Here is a 19,269-nt window from a genome sequence, read left to right on the forward strand (position 1 = left end):
GCAGGGGGGTCAGAGGCTCAGCTTCTTGAACACCCGCTCGGGGATGGCGCGGATGACCGCCATGATCACCCGCCAGATCGGGCGCACATAGATCACGTCGCGGCCCTTGCTGCAGCCGCGGAAGATCGCCTCGGCCACTTCCTCGGGGGCGGCGGTGAGCTTTTGCGGCAGATCCATGCCCTCGGTCATGCGGGTGGCGACAAAGCCCGGCAGCACCGTCAGCACCTGCACACCGCGCCCGGCGAGGCGGTTGCGCAGCCCCGACAGGAAGGCGGTGAACCCGGCCTTGCCCGCGCCATAGACGTAATTCGTCGCCCGCCCGCGCTCGCCCGCGACCGAGCTGATGCCGACCAGCGTGCCGGAGCCGCGCGCCTCGAAGCGGTTGGCGAGATGCGCGAGGATGATGGCGGGGCCTTCGAAATTGCTGCGCAGCACCGCGATGGCGGCCTCGGGCTCGGCGGCGCTGTGCTCTTGCGTGCCCATCAGCCCGACGGCGCAAACGGCGATGCCGGGCAGCTGCGGCAGCGCCTCGACAAAAGCGCCATGCCCGCCCGTGTCGAGCGCGTCGAACTCATGCAGGGTCACGCTCACCCCGTGGCGCAGGGCAAGATCGGCGCGCTCGGGCTCGAGCGTGTCGGCGTGGCGCGCGGCCAGTTGCAGCGGATGGCCCGCGGCGGCGAAGCGATGCGCCACCGCCAGACCGATGTCCGAGCGCGCGCCGAGGATCAGGACGGGGGGAAGAGAGGTCATAGCGAAAGCCTTTGCGAAAGGGCCGATTGCAGCGGAGCGGCCATGCCTGCGCGGGCGCGCAGCGCGGCGAGATCGGCGGCGCGCGGATCGGCGCGGTGCAGGGTCTCGGCGCGCATCCGGGCATCCTTGGCCAGATAGAAGCGCCCGCCGTGGTCGAGGGTGATGGCGTCGAGCCGGTCCAGCAGTGCCAGCGCGCGGCGGCTGGCGGGGAAATCCATTGCCAGCGTGTAGCCCTGCATGGGAAAGGAAAACGCGCCGTCCTGCGCGCCAAAGCGTTTCAGCACCGCAAGGAAGGAGGCGCAGCCGGTCTCGGCGGTGGCGCTCAGCAGCGCGGCAAGCCCGGCGCGGGCGCTGGCGTCGGGCAGCACGCATTGGAACTGCACAAAGCCGCGGCGGCCATAGATGCGGTTCCAGCCGAGGATCGCGTCGAGCGGGTAGAAATAGCTTTGCCAGTCGGTGACGCCCGCGCCCGCGGCGGCGCAGCCCCGCCGGTAGTAGAGCGCGTTGAAGCCGCGCACGCTGTGGCGGTTGAGCGCAAAGCCCGGCAGATCGAAGGGCAGCTTGTGGGCGCCGCGTTTGGCGCTGGCGAAGGGGTCGGCGGCCTGCGCGGCCTCAAGCTTGGCGCGCGGCAGATGGTGGCCCAGCGTCAGCAGCGAGCGGCCAAGCGCGCCGCCGCTGGCAAGGCAGTCGATCCATGCCACGGAATAGGGGGCGCTCTCATGCTCTTCGAAGCCGCGCAGCACCGCATCGAGGTTGGGGCAGGGCAGGGTGGTCTGGCCGATCCAGCCGCTCTCGACCGCGCGCAGCCGCAGCGCGAGGCGCAGGATCACCCCAGTGAGCCCCATGCCGCCCAGCGTCCAGTCAAACAGTTCGGCATTCTCGGTGCGGCTGCAGCGGCGGATCTCGCCATCGGGGCCCATCAGGTCGAGCCAGTCGACGCAGGCGCGGAAGCTGCCGTCCAGATGGTGGTTCTTGCCGTGCACATCCGCCGCCGCCATGCCGCCCAAGGTGACAAAGCGCGTGCCGGGGGTGACCATGGGAAACCAGCCGCGCGGCAGGAAAGCGTCGATCACATCCGACAGCAGCACCCCGGCCTCGGCCACCAGCTGGCCGCTCTGCGCATCGAAGGCGATCATGCGATTGAGGTGCCGGGTCGACAGCGTGGTCTGCGCGCCGACCGCTGCATCGCCATAGGCGCGGCCGTTGCCGCGGGCGATGGCGCCGCCCTGTGCTTTGTCGGTGGCTGCTGTTTCGGTGGCTGTGGGTCGGGCGAGCAGGGCGCGCAATGCCTGAGCATCGCGCGGGGCCTCCAGCGCGGTGTCGCGCGGGGCAAAGCGCCCCCAACCGGTCAGTTTCACGCCGCCTGCTCCTGCCCCTCTCGCGGGGTCTCGTTGCTGTCCTCACCCGTCATTGCTACGGCAAAGACGAAGCGCCGGTCGAGACGGTATTTCACCACATAGCCCACGGTCAGCCCCAGCGCGGCGCCAAGCTCGCGTGCCGCATCGCTGTGCCAGAGCAGCCAGAAGGCGGTTTCCGTGCCCCAGAACAGCGCCGTGGTGGCAAGGCCCATCAGGCTGTAGAGGGCGAATTGCCGGGGCACGGGCGTGGTGCCGCGGTCGTGGAAGATCCAGCGCTTGTCGAGCGCGTATTTCACCGCCAGCCCGATCAGCGTGCCAAGCGCGATGGCGGGCAGCAGCAGCTGCTCGGGGTCGCCAGAGGCGAGCACCGCGCGCTGCGTGCCGAGGTTGGCCGCCATCGCCAGCAGGGCAAAGCCCGCATAGCGCAGCACCAGCGTGGGCAGGCTCAGCCGGGTCACGTCAGGGCGGCCCAGAGCGTCTCGCCAAGCGCCGCCCAGAGGCCGAAGCCGAGGATCGCCAGCGCCGAAAGATGGCTGACGCGGTCGCGGGCGGCAAAGACCACCGGATCATCATGCATCTGGCCGCGCTGGGTGAGCAGCACCATGCGCGTCACCCAATAGAGCAGCACCGCGCAGATCCCCCAAAGCGCCTGCGGCATCGAGTAGAGTGCCAGCACCGCGGGCGAGGTCACGTAAAGCGCCATCACCAGCACCGACAGATAGCCCGAGCCAAGCCCCACCATGGTGATGATCGGCAGATCCTCGGTGCTGTAGCCGCGCCCGGCGGGGGCGGACTTGCCGCGCGCCTTGTGGTCGACGAGTTCCGCCTGTCGCTTCACCGCCGCCAGCGCGAAGAAGAAGAACAGCGAGAAGGCGGCGAGCCATGCGGAAAGCTCGATCCCGAGCGCCACGGCGCCCGCCACCATGCGCATGGTGTAAAGCCCTGCGAGCGCGAGGATATCTATCACCGCCGCACGTTTGAGATAGAGCGAATAGGCGGTGGTCAGGGTCATATAGCCGGTCATCACCGCCAGCATCTGCGGGCCCATGGCCATGGCGATCCCCAGCCCGCCGCCGCCAAGCGCCAGCAGCATCGCCGGACCATGGGCGATCGGCAGGCGGCCCGAGGCGAAGGGCCGGGCGCGCTTGCGCGGGTGGGCGCGGTCGGAGTTGAGGTCGAGCAGGTCGTTGAGCACATAGACCGCGCTGGCGACGAGGCAGAACGACGCGAAGGCGGCCAGCGCATGGCCGAGGCTGCCGGCGGAGATCTGATGCGCCGCCAGCATCGGCAGGAAGACCAGCAGGTTCTTCAGCCATTGATGCGGGCGCAGGGCATCGAGATAGGGGCGCAGCGCGAAGCCGCGGGTGCGCATATGTTCGGTGTGCTGCGCCACACGTTCAGAGCGGCGGCGCAGCGCGGCGGGGGCGTTCACGGTGATGGCGCGGCTGGCGTGCTGCCAGATCGGCAGGTCGGCGCTGGCATCGCCCATATAGGCAAAGCGGCTGGCACCCCAGCGCGCGGTGATGAAGGCGGCCTTGCGCGCGCCCTTGAGGTTGGTCTGCCCGTCCGAGCCATGCGCCTCGTCGAACAGCCCGGTATGGGCGGCGACCGCATCGGCGATGCTTTGGTCGGCGGCGGTGACCAGCACCGCGCGGCCGCCCTCGGCGCGCCATGCCTCGATATAGGCCAGCACCGCGCGGTCATAGGGCAGATGCTCGGCCTCGAGAGCGGCGGCTTGGGCGAGGCTGTGCTTGACCGCGGCGCGGCCCTGCAGCAGCGCGCGGGCGGCGCCGAGCGCGCCGCGCCAGTCGCGGCCAAGCGCGGACCAGAAGCTTTCGAACAGCGTGTCGGTGTGCACCAAGGTGCCGTCGAGATCGACCACCAGCAGGCCGGGGCTGCTGAGGGTTTCGCGGGGGGTGTCGAGGTCGGGGCTTGTGTCGATGTCGGGCTCGGGCTGGAACTGCGGCGCCAGCGCGCCGCGCAGCGCCACGACATTGGTGCCACTCTCAAGCGGCTGCTCTGCCGCGGTGAACCCGGTAACCTGCGAACTGATCATCGTCCAACCCCTCACACTGACAGCTCACAACCAATGGGGGAAATGGGGCGAAAATTGGCCGCCTAGGGGATATTTCCGGGAAGTGTGGCACGCCATCTTCTGGGGAGCCCTTCTTGAGCGGTCCTCTGGCGGGCTCTGGCAGCGCGGGGCGCGGTCGGCAGGCTGCCGCTCGTCACGCGCGAGAAATGGCCAAATTACTCGCCCTGTGGCATTTTGGGCGCTAGTCTCGCGCCATTGTTTCCGGTTCAGGCCTTTTCCATGTCCAGATTTGCCAGATACCCCGCCGGGCTGCCCGCGCTTTTCCTCGTCGAGATGTGGGAGCGGTTCAGCTTCTACGGCATGCGCGCCATTCTCGTGCTCTACCTCATCGACGCCGTTGAGACCGGCGGCATGGGGATGCAGACCTCCGAGGCGGTGGCGATCTACGGCATCTACTCGGCGGCGGTCTATATCCTCGCGCTGCCCGGCGGCTGGATCGCCGACCGGTTCTGGGGCGCGCGGCGGGCGATCACCGTGGGCGGGCTGGTGATCATCCTTGGGCATATCCTGCTGGCGATCTCGGGCTCTACCGCGTGGATATTCCTCGCCGGGCTGGTCTGCATCGCGCTGGGGACCGGGCTGCTGAAGCCCAATATCTCGACCATGGTCGGCGAGCTTTACCCCAAGGACGATGTGGGCGGGCGCGACGCCGGGTTCTCGTTCTTCTACATGGGCATCAACATCGGCGCGATCCTCGGCGGCTTTGTCGCGGGCTATCTGGGCGAGGTCTGGGGCTGGCACTACGGTTTTGGCGCGGCGGCGGTGGCGATGCTGCTGGGGCTGCTGAACTTCCTGCACGCCGGGCGCGGCTCGCTGCGCGGCAAGGGCGCGCGCCCGCCGCAGAAAGACCCGGCGGGGGCGGGGCGCGACCGTCTGGTGAGCCTTGGGCTGTCGGCGGCGGTGGTGCTGATCCTTGGCGCGCTGATCGCCGCCGGGGTGCTGGACGTGCGCAGCGCCGAGGGCGTGGCGCAGGCCACCGGCGTGCTGATCGTGACGGTGGCGGTGGGCTTTTTTCTCAACATCTACATCGCGGGCGAGCTGTCGGGGGACGAGAAGAAGCGGATGATCGTGCTGGCGATCCTGTTTGTCGCCGCCGCGCTCTTCTGGTCGCGCTTCGAGCAGGCGGGTTCGTCGCTGTCGATCTTCGCCGCCGAGCTGACCCGGCGCGACCTGATGGGCTTTGAAGTGCCGGCCTCGTGGTTCCAGAACCTCAACCCGGCGTTCATCATCCTGCTGACGCCGCTCTTTGCATGGTTCTGGACGCGGGCGCAGGACCGCGGCTGGGAGATCTCGGTCTTTGTGAAGTTTGGGCTGGCGCTGGTGCTGGTGGGCCTCGGCTTCTGGCTGCTGGTGCCCGCGGCGAAAGTGGCGATGACCGGGGTGCAGGTCTCGGCGCTGTTCCTGATCGGCACCTTCTTCATCCACACCTGCGCCGAGCTGCTGCTGAGCCCGGTGGGCCTGTCGACCTTCTCGCGGCTGGCGCCGGAGCGGTTCACCAGCCAGATGATGGGCTTTTGGTTCCTCGCCGCTTCGCTCGGCAATCTGATCGCCGGGCTGCTGGCGGCGGGCATGGACACCGAGACGCCCTCGGAGCTGCCGGGGCTGTTCAACGGGCTGTTCACCGGCAGCGCGGTGGCGGGGCTGGTGCTGATCGCGCTGGCCCGCCCGCTGACCCGCTGGGCGCTGTCGGGCAACGAAAGCCTCGCCGTCGCCGAAGACACCGGGCGGCACGGCTGAGGGGAGGGGGCTCTCCAACTCCCCTAGGCTGTGAAGTACGCCACTTCGCGTGCAATCTTAAAGCGCAGCTTTTGTTTCAGCTTCGCCAGGTCGGATGGATCATCCAGCTTGTGAATCATCCGGTGGCATGTCGGGCAGAGAACCATGAAATCTTCTGGCACGCGGTAGCGGCGGGTTTCTCCTTCGGCGAGGCCCCGTAAAGGTGCTGCATGATGCACATCAAGCGGCATCTCTTGGGCTGGGCCTTTGAAGCCGTAATCTAGCTTTGGGTCGAGGCCGCAGCACTCGCAGAGAGGCGGTTTGGACTTGAGGACGTCTTTGCGGACTTTCGATGAGCGTTCGATCCGCCGCGAGAGGATGTAACGCCGGGTTTCCTCGATCGTTTTTCCTCCTGCTTCTTCTTGCATTGCTTCGCTCGGCGTCGTGCCGCCGCGGTTTACAAGCGTTTCGTAGGCGAGGAGCATTTGATGAAGGTCCTGCCTGATCTCGTCATCCGTGCAAGAGAAGGCCTGATACGTTTTGCCGAACGCATGCCCTGCTTCATAACCGGCCGGCAGATCAGCGTCAGAGCCCAGGTCAATCGGCGCTTCCGAGAATTGCTTTGCGAACTCCGGCACACGATCAGCCATGTCTCGCGCTCTTCGCTTGAGTACTTCGCGCCCACGGGCTTGGCCAAAGTCATTGTAGATCGACGTCGTGCCTTGGTTCATCGACAGCGTGAATGTCTGCGCGTCGGGATTGATCAAATAGACCACGTAGAACCCTTTTGTGGCGCTCTCGGTGATCAGCGGGTCAAAAAAGCCAAGCCACGGTACGGACGCCCAAACGCCTCTGCCGACGCTGGCGGTAACCTTCAGATCAAAGGGCCAGAACGTAAGAAGCTTTTTGGCCTCAATCGCGATGTCATGCCGAACGAAGTCGCCGAAGGATGATCCGCTGAACGGCTTCGCGCGCTCAAAAGTGTATTCCGTTGCCAAGCGAGAAAGCTGAGACGCGAGCATGTTACACCTTTCAATAACCACACATGTCATTAACCACATCTGAGAGCTTAGGCAGCTTTCGGCGAGGCACAAGTTATTGGGGTGCTCTTTACGTGTGGTCGCGCATCACGGTGTTGCTTTTTGCAAGGCGCAGACCTGCCGACCGGATGCGCTCGCCGCCGAAGACACCGGGCGGCACGGCTGAGGGGAGGCTTTCGGCGCGCTGCCCAAGCCGCGGGCAGCCCGGGACATTTCGGGGCAAAAACCCTGTCGCGCTTTGTTCGCGGCGGTCACAATCGCGCAACGCTCTCGTTGTCGGCGCCGATTTTCGATATACTTTAGGGTAGCCACCGCGCAAATCTGGTGGCATCACAGCAGTCCGCGCCCGCTGTGACTCGCCCGCGTTTATGGGGCGAAAAGAGGGCGGCGGAGGTCTTCTGGACCAAACCCGTTTGACCGATCTTACTTTGTACGAACCCGTTCATAACCTTAATTTCAGCGTGCCCCGGACCATTTAACCGGACCACCAGACGTCACCGCAGCCGATTGCCTGCCGCCCTTCGACGGGCCCGCCTGCGCGCGGAGAGCGGCATCTTCGGGTCCCATAAGGGCCCGGCTCGGACAGGGAGCCCGAGTCTGCGGTCGCAGTATTTGATTGGAGAACATTTGATGGAGGACGTCAGCGTGAAGAAACGCGAGCCCGGACCGAACGGTGACAGCCGGGCGCGGCGCAACTGGAAGCAGAACCCCGAGGCGGTGCGCGCCAATATCCTCAAAGTGGCGCGCGAGGCCTTTGTCGCCCACGGGCTGACCGGGGCAAAGATCGACGACATCGCGGCGCGCACCGAGACCTCGAAGCGGATGATCTACTATTACTTCGGCGACAAGGAGGGGCTGTACCGGGCGGTGCTGCAAGAGGCCTATTCGCGGATGCGCGGCGCCGAGGACGAGCTGGAACTGGCCAGCCTGCACCCGGTGGAGGCGCTGCGGCGGCTGGCGGAGTTCACCTTTGACCACCACGCCGAAGACCGCGATTTCGTCCGGCTGGTGATGGTCGAGAACATCCATGACGCGCGCCACATGCAAAGCGATGGCGATATGGCGGGGCAGAATATCTCGGCGATCCGGCTCTTGGACGAGATCTATCAGCGCGGCTGCGCCGCCGGGCTGTTCCGCCGCGGGCTGACCGCGCTGGAGCTGCATTGGCATATCTCGGCGCTGGCGGTGTTCAACGTGTCGAACCGGGCGACCTTCGCGAGCCTGTTCGGCGATGATCTTTTCACCCCCAAGGGCCAGCAGCAGCTGCGCCGCCATGTGGGCGACATGATGCTGCGCTTCGTGATGAAACCGGGGCTGTCGGTCGAGGAAGCCTCGGCCAAGCCCATTGCCGAGACGCGGGTGATCCATCCCGACATCTACCGCTTCCGCGAGACATGGGAGGCCACATGGGCGAGCCTTCCGACCGATGGCGATGCGGCGACGCGGCGGCTGCATTTCGAGTCGGTCTCGCGTTCGCTGCGGCTGCCCAGCCCCGAGGGGGTCGAGACCGACGAGGAGCATTGGATCGACAGCGAGGCCGAGCCGGTGCGCGTGCGCCTGTTCCGCCCCGAGGGGCCCGAGCCGCTGCCGGCGCTGATCTATCTGCATGGCGGCGCATGGCGGCAGGGCAGCCCCGAGACCCATTGGAACATCACCGCCCGGCTGGCGGCGCTGTCGGGCTATCTGGTGATCTCGGCCGATTACGCGCTGGCCCCCGAGGCGCCCTATCCGGCGGCGCTGCAGCAGATCGGCGCGGTGGTCGCCTGGGCCAAGGCGCAGCACGAGATGCTGGGCATCGACCCGGCCAAGCTGGCGATCGGCGGCGATGGCGCGGGCGGCAACCTCGCGGCGGTCACCGCGCTGCGCTGCCGCGACGCGGGCGTGCCGCTGGCGGCGCAATTGCTGATCTATCCGATCTGCGATTTCGACATCACGCGGCCCTCGGCGCAGGTCAACCGCGAGGGGCCGCTGTGGACGCTCGACCAGCTGATGGCGGCGCAGGAGCAATATTGCCCCGACATCCGGCAGCGCACCCGCGACCCGCAGCTTGCGCCGCTTCTGGCGTCCTCGCACGCCGGGCTGCCGCCGGCCTATATCGCGCTGGCCGAGCATGATCCGCTGCGCGACAGCGGTGCCGCCTACGCCGAGGCGCTGGAGGCCGCAGGGGTGGCGGTGGCGGTGGAGCCGGGCAGCGGGCTGGTGCGCGATTATCTGCATGCCATCGGCTTTGGGACCGTCGCCGAGGAACGGCTGCGCGGCATGGGCGGCTGGCTGCGCTCGCAGGCGGGCAAAAGCGTCGCGGGCGAGTGACCTGCGGCGGGGCAGGGGGGATCAACGGGGCAGGGGGAGCAGCGGGGATCAGAACGCGCTGCTCAGCCCCGCCCCGATGCGCAACTCGCGATAGCTGTATGCGTCGATCGAACTGTTGCGCCGCGCCGCCGCGATCTCGACATAGGGGGTGAGGCGGCCAAAGACGAATGTGTCGGTCTTGTCGATGCGCAGCTCCAGCCCGTATTCGCGTTCGGAGCGGGTCTCGGAAAAGCCCGCGCCCGCCGCCACCTGCTCGAAGGCCAGCGCATAGACCGACGGCTCCAGCAGAAAGCCGCCGCCGACCTCGGTGCGCCCGCCGAGGCGCAGTTCGGCGTAATCATAGGAAAGATCGTCGCGCCACGCCGCCTGATGCTGCAGCGAGAGGCTGGCGGCGATCTGCGCCCGCCCGCCAAGCGGCTTGATCACCGTGGCGCTGGCGCTGGCGCGGGTGACATCCTCGCCCTCGAAGCCGCCAAGCGTGACGTCCATCAGCTCGGCCTCGAGCGCGGTGGTCAGGCCCGAGGCGCTGCGCCAGCTGATCCCGGCGCCAAGCCCGAGGCGTTCTTCGGTCATCTCCCACGCGTCGTAATCGGTGCCCGCCAGCAGTTCGAGATAGGCGGTGCTGCGCGGCCAGGTGAACTGCAGACCGGCGGCCAGCTCGGCGCTGGCCTCGTCGAAGATGTCGCCCTCGGTCTCGTAAATCTCGCCCGCGCCGCGCAGATAGGCGGTGAGCGTGGCGCCGCCCATGCGCGTGGCCAGCGGCCATTGCCGCCGCGCCGCGCCGCTCAGCGCCAGCCCGGTCAGCGGCGGATCGGGGCGGTTCATCACGAAGGGCAGGGGGCCGTCGCCGAGGTCGAAATCGAACTTGTCGGTGTCATAGCTGCGCCCGGCACCGCGCGGCGCGCGCAGTCCGATGCTGTATTCGGCGCGCCAGCCGCGCTTTTCGTCGATCGCCCGCATGAAGCGCAGCACGTTGTCGCGCACCTGCGGCGGCAGGTCGGGGCTGGAGAGCACGATGCGGAATTGTTCACGCGAGCGGGCATATTGCCCGGCCTCGAAGAGCGCGCGCGCCAGTTCAAGACGCACCCGCACCAGCCCCGGATCCTGCGCGAGGATGCGGCGCAGCAGCCGCACCGCCGCCTCGGGGTCGCGGGTGGTCATCGCCTGCTGGAAACTCGCCTCGATCTGCGCGGGGGCGGGGGTGGCTTCTGGGGTGGCGGCGGGGGCCATGTCCTGCGCCCGCGCCGTGCCAGCCACAAGCCCGCCGCCAAGCAGCGCCAGAAGCGCAAGCGTGGCGACGCGGGGCAGGACCGTGCGGCGCGCCGCCGCACGGGGGCCTATGCGGGCCACACTCACTGGATGGCGCCGAACGCGCCGATATAGGTGCTGTCGGCGGAGGTCCCCGAGAAGGTGCCCCCCACCTCAGCCGCATCCGGGCCATAGAACTGCCCGTCGACCGTGCCGGTCAGCGTGCCCGTGTCCATGGTTGCGGCAAAGCCGGTGCCGGAAACGCTGCCCTCTGCGTAGAAGTCCAGATCGGGCCGCGACCCGGTGATCACCCCGGTGATCGGATCGGCGGTGATGGTTTCCGAGCTATAGACCTCGACGGTGTCGAAATCGGTGTCCACGGCGATATAAGAGGTGGTCACTGCCACCGCGCCATCGGTGAACACCTGCCCGGTGCTGTCGCCATAGTAGCTGGCGGTGCCGCTGCTGGGCATCTGGCTGGCACTGGTGCGCGCGCCGATCGAGCCTGCGCCCGCCAGCCGCGTGGTGCCGGTCAGCCCGGTCTGCCATGTGCCGTAGCTTTGGTACTCATAGCGCTGCTGGAACGGATCGGCGGCAACCATCACCCTGTCGCCGTCGGGGCTGACCGCGGTGATCGCGCCCTCTTGCAGGATGAAAGTGTCCCCCGCGCTGCGCGAGAAGGTGAGCGTGCCATCGGGGGTTTCGACGCTGACCGCGTCCAGCTCGCCATCCTCGAAGGTCAGCGAGGCGTCGACCTCGCGGTCCGAGACCGGCGTTTCGACCGAGGTCACCGTTCCGTCGGCATTGGTGACGTAATGGGTCGATATGCCCATGCCGCTGGCCGCATAGGTGCCGTCGGCAGAGCCATTTTCGATGAATGAAACGAAATCAGAGAGATCGGTGGAACTGCTTGAACCGCTTCCACCTCCGCCACAGGCCGACAACAGCGACACGGCGGCGACACCAGCAACAAGATACTTCATAGTTCCTCACAAAAATTATTTGTAATCAGTAACTTACGGTGCAGGGCCGCGCCTTTAATGAACGGTGTCCCATGGGCTGGCCGGAAATTGGCCGCGCGAAAAGAAACCGCAGAAATCTAAATCTTGCGCCCCTGCAGGGCTCATTTGAGGAGCAAAGCACAATCCTTATGAGTCTGTAAATATCCTTGCCTGTTTGGCGTGCAGTTTACTTCTGATTGTTTCCACAGCGGCAACGAAAAATCAGAAGCTGTGTTTGCAGCGCCCAAAGCCCCCGTGCGACACCCCTCTGGCCGCGCCTCACCCGCGCGGCGGCGGTGGGGTTTCGAGATGCGCCGCCGACACCTCGGTGGGGCTCATCAGCCCCAGCAGGCCGATGTCGCGGTGCAGCTCGTGCTTGAGAATGCCGATCGCCTTGGTCACGCCGGCCTCGCCGCCGATCACCGCGGCATAAAGCATGGGCCGCCCGACCCAGACGAAATCCGCCCCCAGCGCCAGCGCCTTGACCACATCGGTGCCGCGCCGGATGCCGCCGTCGACCATCAGTGCCATGCTGCCAGCTTCCTCACGCGATACCGACAGCGCGCGCACGCCGCTGATCGCGTAATCAAGCTGCCGCCCGCCGTGGTTCGACAGGATGACGCCATCGCAGCCCAGCTTGCGTGCCTCGGCCACATCGAGCGGCGAGAGCAGCCCTTTGATCACCAGCCGCCCCTTCCACAGATCGCGGATCAGCGCCACATGCTGCCAGTTCAGATGGTCCTTGCGCCCGTGATCGCGCGCCGCACGCTGCGAGACGATCGGCGCGCCGCGCTCGGCAAAGGAGTTTTCGAAATGCGGCATGCCGTGGGTCATCAGGCCGCGCAGGAAGGTGCCGAACACCCAGCGCGGGCGCAGGCCGAAATCCCACAGCAGCCGCGGCGAGACGCGCAGCGGCGTGGAAAAGCCCGAGCGGATGTTGTTCTCGCGGTTGGCCAGAACGGCGGTGTCGGCGGTGAGCACGAGCGTCTCGTGGCCCGCCTTGCGCACCCGTTCGATCAGCGCGCGGATGCGGTCATCCTCGCCCGGCAGATAGGCCTGAAACCAGCCGTCGGGATTGGCCTCGCGCACCCGCTCGAGCGGGGTGAGGGACGAGCCGCTGAGACAATAGGGGATGCCCTCAGCCTGCGCGGCGCGGGCCATGGCCACATCGCCGTCGCGCGCCATCAGCGCGACGATCCCCATGGGCGCGATGCCAAAAGGCGCCTGCCAGTCGCGGCCAAAGAGCGGATGGGTCAGGCTGCGCCCCTCGACGCCGCGCAGCACGCGGGGCACCAGACGGTGTTCCGAAAACACCGCGCGATTGTCGGCGCGGGCGGCGGTGGTCTCGGTGCCGCCGGAGATATAGCCAAAGAGCGGCCGCGGCAGGCGCCGCCGGGCCGGGGTTTCAAAATCGTTGAGGCTCAGCAGCTTGGTCATCGGGTCCCTCCATCCGCGGCTGACCCTAGTAGGCTTTGCAGAGACTGGAAACACTCAAACCGACCGCCGGTGCCGGGCCGCGCCCGGTCTGTGTTCGGGTCTGTTCGGTGCATTCGCGGGCAGCGCTTTTAACGCTCGCGTGAAATTGCGGGTTGACGCAACTCCGTCCTTTTTACCCCACATGATTGCAGCTAGGGTCAAATTTCGCGCTGGCCTTTATTTGGCACCGCCGCGACCACAGATGGAGTTCTGGAGAACAGCCGAGGGGGCACTTTGGAACAAACCGTGCTGGATATTGACGAGGTCATCCCGGGGACGGGCAGCTATGAGTGGCATCTTTCCGGCGACCGGCTGCTGTGGAGCAAGGGCCTGCTGGCGCTCTATGGGCTGACGCAGGCCCCGGATCGCGGCGAGGGGTTCTTCACCTCGGTGCACCCCGAGGACCGCGCCCGCATCCGCCAAGAGATGGCGGAGGTCTGCGCCAAGGCCGAGCGTTTTGAGCACAGGTTCCGCATCGTGCGCCCCGATGGACGGCTGCGCTTTGTGCTGGATCGGGGCGTGGTGGTCCGCGATGCGACGGGGGCTGCGGTCAAGCTTTCGGGGGTCGAGACGGATGTGACCGATGTGGTCGATGCCTCGACCTTTTCCGCAGGCCAAGGCGCGGCTCCGGCGGCGCGCGGCGACGGGCGCATGGAAGAGGCGGATGTGATCGACGCGCTGTTCAACGACGCGCCCGTGGGCATCGGCATCTGGGACCGCGATCTGAGGTTCGTGAAGATCAACCCGCTGCTGGCCGAGATGAACGGTCTGGCGCCCGAAGTGCACATCGGCAAGACCCCCAAGGAACTGCTGCCCGAGGTGGTCGATATCGACGGCGTAACCAGCCTGCTGCAAGAGATCCTGAACAGCGGCGTCGCCAAGCGCGATGTGGAGATCTCGGGCTGCACCCCGGCCCGGCCCTCCGAGCGGCGCTATTGGAAAGAGCATTTCTTTCCGATCCGCTCTGCGGGCCGTGTGTCCGGGCTGGCCGCCATCGTCGAGGATGTCACCGAGGCGCGCAAGGCGCAGGAGACCATCGACGCGCTGCTGCATGAGCTCAACCACCGGAGCAAGAATCTCGTCTCGCTGATCTTGGCGATCTCGCGGCAGACGGCGCGCTCGCGGCCCGATGATTTCCTGCCGGTGTTCCAGAGCCGTCTCGAGAGCATGTCGGCGGCGCAGGATCTTCTGGTGCGGCGCAGCTGGCAGGACATCGAACTTGAGGCGCTGGTCCGCTCGCAACTGCCGCATTTTGCCGAGCTGATCGGCACGCGGATCATTCTGCGCGGCGCGCCGGATGTGGTGATCCCGGCCTCGGCGGCCCAATCGCTGGCGCTGGCGTTCCACGAGCTGACCACGAACGCGGTGAAATATGGCGCGCTGTCGAATGAGGCGGGCAAGCTGACGATCGCGTGGCAGGTTTCCCCGGACGGCACCGAGTTGCAGATCGTCTGGCGCGAGCGCGGCGGCCCGGCGGTTTTGCCGCCCTCGCGCAAGGGCTTTGGCTCGACGCTGACCGGCGCGATGCTGCAATCCACGCTCAGCGGCGAGATCGAGGCGGACTACTCGAGCGAGGGTCTGACGTGGAGCGTGAAATTCCCGCTGAGCCCGTGACTTAGGCTTCCTGCGCGTCGAGACCCGAAAGGCGCTTGGCGTTGGCGCTGGTGGCGCTTTGGTAGGGCGCGAGCCCGGCAAGGGTTGCCGCCGCATAGCCCCGGTTCGAAGCCAGAGCGCGCAGGTAGTTTTCGCTGGCGCTGGCGAAGGCCGACGGTTTCTCGACGATCATCCGCGCGGCTTCGGCGGGGGCCATGGCGCCGGTCGCCATCTGCATGGTCCGAAGCTGGACGACGGTGGCTGCCGAGATCATCACCTCGGTCCCGGCCATGGCCGCTTCGTGCCATTGCGCCACGTTTAAGAACAAGCTGCCGAACATGCGCTTTTCCTCGTTCAGATTGGCCCGGTTGCTCCGGGCACCGTATGTTGAAAGCCCGAGGGCGGGCTTTGGTTCCGTCTTCTGAAGATGCACTTTGTGTCTATGTTCTGCGCGATGGCAAGCCCGCGCAACGCGCGTTTTGCCGCGCCCGGGCTGCGGCAGAACTCTCGGCGGAAAAGTGATCCAAAGCGGGGGCTGCCGCGTAATCCCCGCAGTAATCCCACAGCAAGAGCAGAGCCCCGCAGCGCGATCTCTTGAAGCCATTGAACAGATGCGCTCCTTGGCGCGCTGATTGCCATCCACGCGGGCGGGGCTAGCTCAGATAAAAGCCACACCTTCGACGGAAGTGCCCATGACCGCAGAAGTGTCCGCAGAAGTCCTCGCCCGGATTCAATTCGCCTTTACGGTGTCGTTCCACATCATCTTCCCCGCCTTCTCGATCGGGCTGGCCAGTTATCTTGCCGTGCTCAACGGCGCGTGGCTGTGGACGCGAGACGGGCGCTACCTGTCGCTGTTCAATTACTGGAAGAAGATTTTCGCGGTCGCCTTTGGCATGGGCGTCGTCTCGGGCATCGTCATGTCGTATCAGTTCGGCACCAATTGGTCGGTGTTTTCCGACAAGGCCGGGCCGGTGGTCGGGCCGATGATGGCCTATGAGGTGCTGACCGCCTTCTTCCTCGAGGCGGGGTTTCTGGGCATAATGCTGTTCGGGCGGCAGCGGGTGGGCGACGGGCTGCACATGCTTGCGACCTTTATGGTGGCCTTCGGCACGCTGATCTCGGCCACATGGATCCTTGCGGTGAACAGCTGGATGCACACGCCCGCCGGGTTCTCGATCGCCGAGAACGGCCAGTTCGTGCCCGAGGATTGGTGGCAGATCGTCTTCAACCCCTCCTTCCCCTACCGGCTGGTGCATATGGTGCTGGCGGCCTATCTGACCACGGCGCTTGTGGTGGGCGGGGCCTCGGCGTGGCAACTGCTGAAGACGCCGGGGCATCCGGTGTCGAAAAAGAGCCTGTCCATGGCCATGTGGATGCTGGTGATCGTCGCGCCGATCCAGATTTTCGCGGGCGACCAGCACGGGCTCAACACGCTGGAACATCAGCCCGCCAAGATCGCCGCCATGGAGGGGCATTTCGAAAGCCATGAGGGCGGCGTGCCGCTGGTGCTCTTCGCGATCCCCGATCAGGAAAACCAAGAGCTGGATTACGCGCTGGAGATCCCGCATCTGGGCTCGCTGATCCTCACCCACAGCTGGGAGGGGCAGATCCCCGCGCTGTCGGAATTTCCCATCGAGGATCAGCCCCCCGTCTGGATCGTGTTCTGGTCGTTCCGGGTGATGGTGGCGCTTGGCTTTGCCTTCCTTGGCCTCGGGCTTTGGGGCCTCTGGGCGCGCTGGCGCGGCTGGCTTTACCACGACCCGTGGCTGCTGCGCGCGTCGGTCGCGCTGGGGCCGACGGGGTTTGTCGCGGTGCTGGCGGGCTGGATCACCACCGAGGTCGGGCGGCAGCCGTGGACGGTCTATGGCTTGCTGCGCACCTCCGACAGCCATTCGCCGCTCGACCTGCCGGCGCTGACCACCTCGCTCATCGGCTTTGTCGTGGTGTATTTTTTCGTCTTCGGGGCGGGCACCTTTTACCTGCTGCGGATGATGCGCAAAGCGCCCGACACGCCGCGGCTTGGCCTGCGCGACGGGCCGATCCGCACGGCGGGGATCATGCCGGGCCCCGCGCAGCCCCGTGACCAGAGGAGCGACTGACATGTTCGGACTGGAGCTTTCCTTCATCTGGGCCGGGATCATCGCCTTTGCGGTGCTGGTCTATGTGATCCTCGACGGGTTCGATCTTGGCGTCGGCATCCTGTTTCCGCTGGCCAAGACCGAGCAGGACCGCGACGTGATGATGAACTCGGTGGCGCCCATATGGGACGGCAACGAGACATGGCTGGTGCTGGGCGGCGGCGGGCTGTTTGCGGTCTTTCCCTTGGCCTATGCGGTGGTCATGCCGGCGCTTTACGTGCCGATCATCCTGATGCTGCTGGCGCTGATCTTTCGCGGCGTGGCCTTCGAGTACCGCTGGCGTACCAAGCGCTGGAAGCGGCTGTGGGATTTCGCCTTCTTCGGCGGCTCGCTGGTGGCGGCCTTCTCGCAGGGCATGGCGCTTGGCGGGCTGGTGCAGGGCATCAAGGTGGTGAACCGCGGCTATGCGGGCGGCTGGTGGGACTGGCTGTCGGCCTTCTCGCTTCTGACCGGGCTGGCGGTGGCCACGGGCTATGCGCTGCTGGGGGCCACATGGCTGGTGATGAAGCTCGAGGGTGACATCCACGACAAGATGCGCCGCATCGCGCAGCCTTTGGGACTGGCGACGCTGGTATTCCTCGGGCTGGTGTCGGTCTTCACCCCGCTGCAGGACGAGGTCTATTTCCAGCGCTGGTTCAGCGGCGGCTCGCTCGCCTTTGTGGTGGTGGTGCCGGTGCTTGTGCTGCTCTGCGCGGCGGGGCTGTGGAAAGGGCTGCGCGGCGGCGGCGATCATTTGCCGTTCTTCTCGGCGCTGGGGTTCTTCGTGCTGGGCTTCATCGGCATCGGCATCAGCTTTTACCCGATGATCGTGCCGCCCTCGCTGACCATCGCCGCGGCCGCGGCCCCCGACAGCAGCCTTGGCTTTGCCTTGGTCGGCACGGTGATCCTTATCCCGATCATCCTTGCCTATACCGCCTATGCCTATTGGGTGTTCCGCGGCAAGATCGACCCCTCCGAGGGCTATCACTGATGCTGGGCAAGCGGCTCTTGTGGTTCCTTGCGCTCTGGCTGGCCGGGGTCGCCTGCGTCGGTGCGGTGGCGCTGCTGATCCGGGCCGCGCTGCCTTATTAAAGCGCTCGCCACGGCGGAATAGGCCCCCGCATATAGACTGCTTTCCAAATAGGCATCCCGGCGTTGCATTTGTGCGGGAATGAAGCGTCTTCTGAATAAAACCGCGGCGGATATATCCGGCCTTCGGAATTCGACAAAAGCGCCCGATATTTTCAGGAACCAAAGCCGGGCCGGGGGGTTCCTGCTGCGGATCATCCGGCCGGCCTGATCATTTCGACCACCACTGCGACCACCGCTGCGGCGAGATGCGGACCGCATCTTTCGCAGGGCATTTCAGCATCCTGACAGGGCCATGGTTCATGCGGATTTCCAAAAGCTTGCCGAGCACCGCCCGGTGCCTTCCCTTCCTGCTGGCGGGCGGTCGCGGTGCGCGCCTCTTTGAGCTCACCAGTGCGCAGTGCAAACCGGCCCTCAGCTTTGGATCCGGCGAGGGGCGGATCGTCGATTTCATTCTGGCGGCAGCCGAGCGGGCGCAATTCGAAAGCCTGTTCGTTGCCACGCAATACCGCCCCAATGACCTGTGCCAGCACCTCAACCGGCATTGGGCGCATGGCTTTGCCAAAGGCATTTCGGTACGCGACGGCGAATTTCTGAGCCCCTATGGCTATCGCGGCACCGCCGACGCGCTGCGCTGCAATATCACCGCGCTCGACGCCTATGCGCCGCGCGACGTCATGGTGCTGTCGGGCGATCATGTGCTCGACATCGACCTTGAGCAGCTGCTCGCCCATCACCGCGGGCACGGCCTGCCGGTCACCGTCGCGGCGACGCCGGTGCCGCTGTCGCAGGCGCGCGGCTTTGGCATCTTCGATCGCGATGCGGATGGCGAGGTCTTTGGCTTTGCCGAAAAGCCCGCCGACCCGCTGCCGATGCAGGGCGACACCGAGCGGGCGCTGGCCTCGACCGGCATCTATGTGTTCGACTGGATCTGGCTCAAGCAAGTGCTGCGCGAGGCGCCCGGTCGCCCGACCACGCGGCATGACTTCGGGCAGGACATCCTGCCGCTGGCGCTGCGCGAGGCGGCGCTGTCGGTCTACCGGCTGCCCGACGGTAGCGACGGCCAGAGCGCCTATTGGCGCGATGTGGGCTCGCTCGACGCCTACCGGCGCGCGCAGCTTGATTTCGCCGCCGAGGTGCCGCCGGTGGCGCTGCCCAAGACCATGCAGCGCGCGCAGACCGACTGTATCGACAGCATCGCCGAGGGCACGGTGTTCCTGCCCGGCAGCAAGATCGGCAGGCGCTGCCAGATCAGGAACGCCATCGTCGGCTCTAGCGTGCGGCTGCCGGATGGGTTCCGCGCGGGCTATGACGCCGAAGAGGATGCGCGTTTCTTCCGCAGAACCCCCGAGGGCACGCTGCTGATCACCGCCGAGATGATGGACCGGCGCAACGCCGCCCTGCGCAAGACCACACCAAGGGCCCCGATCCAGCGGGTGCCCCGGATGACCGCTCTCACCAGCTTGGAAGGCTGAC

At 66.6% G+C, this 19,269-nt stretch carries 16 protein-coding genes; 7 read left to right on the top strand and 9 right to left on the bottom strand.

The genetic code is table 11. From position 1 onward, the window contains the following. Window positions 1–9 precede the first annotated feature (9 nt). From G0A00_RS20345 to G0A00_RS20360, 4 genes are read right to left on the bottom strand one after another with little or no spacing between them, the layout of a single operon-like run. Window positions 10–750, bottom strand: a complete 741-nt coding sequence (locus G0A00_RS20345; RefSeq protein ID WP_164214244.1) for an SDR family oxidoreductase — start codon at window positions 748–750, stop codon at window positions 10–12. Further along, the gene (locus tag G0A00_RS20350) at window positions 747–2,108 is read right to left on the bottom strand and encodes an FAD-binding protein (RefSeq protein ID WP_368667727.1); all 1,362 of its coding nucleotides are present in this window, start codon (window positions 2,106–2,108) and stop codon (window positions 747–749) included. The genes G0A00_RS20345 and G0A00_RS20350 overlap by 4 nt, the downstream gene beginning before the upstream one ends. Then, a complete protein-coding gene (locus G0A00_RS20355; protein ID WP_368667728.1) occupies window positions 2,105–2,566 on the bottom strand; it encodes a GtrA family protein in 462 nt (153 codons plus the stop codon). The genes G0A00_RS20350 and G0A00_RS20355 overlap by 4 nt, the downstream gene beginning before the upstream one ends. After that, a complete protein-coding gene (locus G0A00_RS20360; protein WP_164214245.1) occupies window positions 2,563–4,164 on the bottom strand; it encodes a UbiA family prenyltransferase in 1,602 nt (533 codons plus the stop codon). Before G0A00_RS20360 ends, G0A00_RS20355 begins: the two co-directional genes overlap by 4 nt. 258 nt (window positions 4,165–4,422) lie before the next feature. On the opposite strand from G0A00_RS20360, the gene G0A00_RS20365 reads away from it, so the two are divergent. Beyond that, entirely contained in the window at window positions 4,423–5,940 is a 1,518-nt protein-coding gene (locus tag G0A00_RS20365) for a peptide MFS transporter (RefSeq protein ID WP_164214246.1), read from the top strand. A 23-nt stretch (window positions 5,941–5,963) separates the two neighbouring features. Here the strand turns inward: G0A00_RS20365 and G0A00_RS20370 are convergent, their stop codons facing one another. After that, window positions 5,964–6,941 carry a DUF3578 domain-containing protein gene (locus G0A00_RS20370; RefSeq protein ID WP_164214247.1) on the bottom strand — a complete coding sequence of 326 codons (978 nt, stop codon included), beginning with the start codon at window positions 6,939–6,941 and terminating at the stop codon, window positions 5,964–5,966. 648 nt (window positions 6,942–7,589) lie between these two features. Between G0A00_RS20370 and G0A00_RS20375 the strand changes: the two genes are divergently transcribed. After that, complete coding sequence (locus tag G0A00_RS20375; protein WP_164214248.1) at window positions 7,590–9,269, top strand: alpha/beta hydrolase fold domain-containing protein; 1,680 nt, start codon at window positions 7,590–7,592, stop codon at window positions 9,267–9,269. 48 nt (window positions 9,270–9,317) lie between these two features. Here the strand turns inward: G0A00_RS20375 and G0A00_RS20380 are convergent, their stop codons facing one another. The 3 genes from G0A00_RS20380 to G0A00_RS20390 form a co-directional block, all read right to left on the bottom strand. Then, the gene (locus G0A00_RS20380; RefSeq protein WP_164214249.1) at window positions 9,318–10,625 is read right to left on the bottom strand and encodes a tetratricopeptide repeat protein; all 1,308 of its coding nucleotides are present in this window, start codon (window positions 10,623–10,625) and stop codon (window positions 9,318–9,320) included. Next, complete coding sequence (locus G0A00_RS20385; protein WP_164214250.1) at window positions 10,622–11,500, bottom strand: transferrin-binding protein-like solute binding protein; 879 nt, start codon at window positions 11,498–11,500, stop codon at window positions 10,622–10,624. The genes G0A00_RS20380 and G0A00_RS20385 overlap by 4 nt, the downstream gene beginning before the upstream one ends. 297 nt (window positions 11,501–11,797) lie before the next feature. Further along, window positions 11,798–12,955 (bottom strand): alpha-hydroxy acid oxidase, encoded by a 1,158-nt coding sequence (locus tag G0A00_RS20390; RefSeq protein ID WP_164214251.1) that lies wholly within the window; start codon window positions 12,953–12,955, stop codon window positions 11,798–11,800. A 285-nt stretch (window positions 12,956–13,240) separates the two neighbouring features. Here G0A00_RS20390 and G0A00_RS20395 point away from each other — a divergent pair, with 285 nt between their 5' ends. Then, entirely contained in the window at window positions 13,241–14,608 is a 1,368-nt protein-coding gene (locus G0A00_RS20395; protein ID WP_164214252.1) for a PAS domain-containing protein, read from the top strand. 1 nt (window position 14,609) lies between these two features. Here G0A00_RS20395 and G0A00_RS20400 read toward each other — a convergent pair whose 3' ends face one another. After that, window positions 14,610–14,927, bottom strand: a complete 318-nt coding sequence (locus tag G0A00_RS20400) for a hypothetical protein (RefSeq protein WP_066112021.1) — start codon at window positions 14,925–14,927, stop codon at window positions 14,610–14,612. A 352-nt stretch (window positions 14,928–15,279) separates the two neighbouring features. Here G0A00_RS20400 and G0A00_RS20405 point away from each other — a divergent pair, with 352 nt between their 5' ends. The 4 genes from G0A00_RS20405 (at window position 15,280) to G0A00_RS20415 (ending at window position 19,268) form a co-directional block, all read left to right on the top strand. After that, window positions 15,280–16,686 carry a cytochrome ubiquinol oxidase subunit I gene (locus G0A00_RS20405; protein WP_164214253.1) on the top strand — a complete coding sequence of 469 codons (1,407 nt, stop codon included), beginning with the start codon at window positions 15,280–15,282 and terminating at the stop codon, window positions 16,684–16,686. 1 nt (window position 16,687) lies between these two features. Then, entirely contained in the window at window positions 16,688–17,695 is a 1,008-nt protein-coding gene (gene cydB / locus G0A00_RS20410) for a cytochrome d ubiquinol oxidase subunit II (protein WP_164214254.1), read from the top strand. Then, the gene (locus G0A00_RS26425; RefSeq protein WP_224906600.1) at window positions 17,695–17,796 is read left to right on the top strand and encodes a DUF2474 domain-containing protein; all 102 of its coding nucleotides are present in this window, start codon (window positions 17,695–17,697) and stop codon (window positions 17,794–17,796) included. Before cydB ends, G0A00_RS26425 begins: the two co-directional genes overlap by 1 nt. 299 nt (window positions 17,797–18,095) lie before the next feature. Beyond that, window positions 18,096–19,268, top strand: a complete 1,173-nt coding sequence (locus tag G0A00_RS20415; RefSeq protein ID WP_164214255.1) for a sugar phosphate nucleotidyltransferase — start codon at window positions 18,096–18,098, stop codon at window positions 19,266–19,268. The last annotated feature ends 1 nt before the right edge of the window (window position 19,269 follow it).

Origin of the sequence: Salipiger sp. PrR002, from assembly GCF_010500775.1 — a bacterium.
Classification (GTDB): domain Bacteria; phylum Pseudomonadota; class Alphaproteobacteria; order Rhodobacterales; family Rhodobacteraceae; genus Salipiger.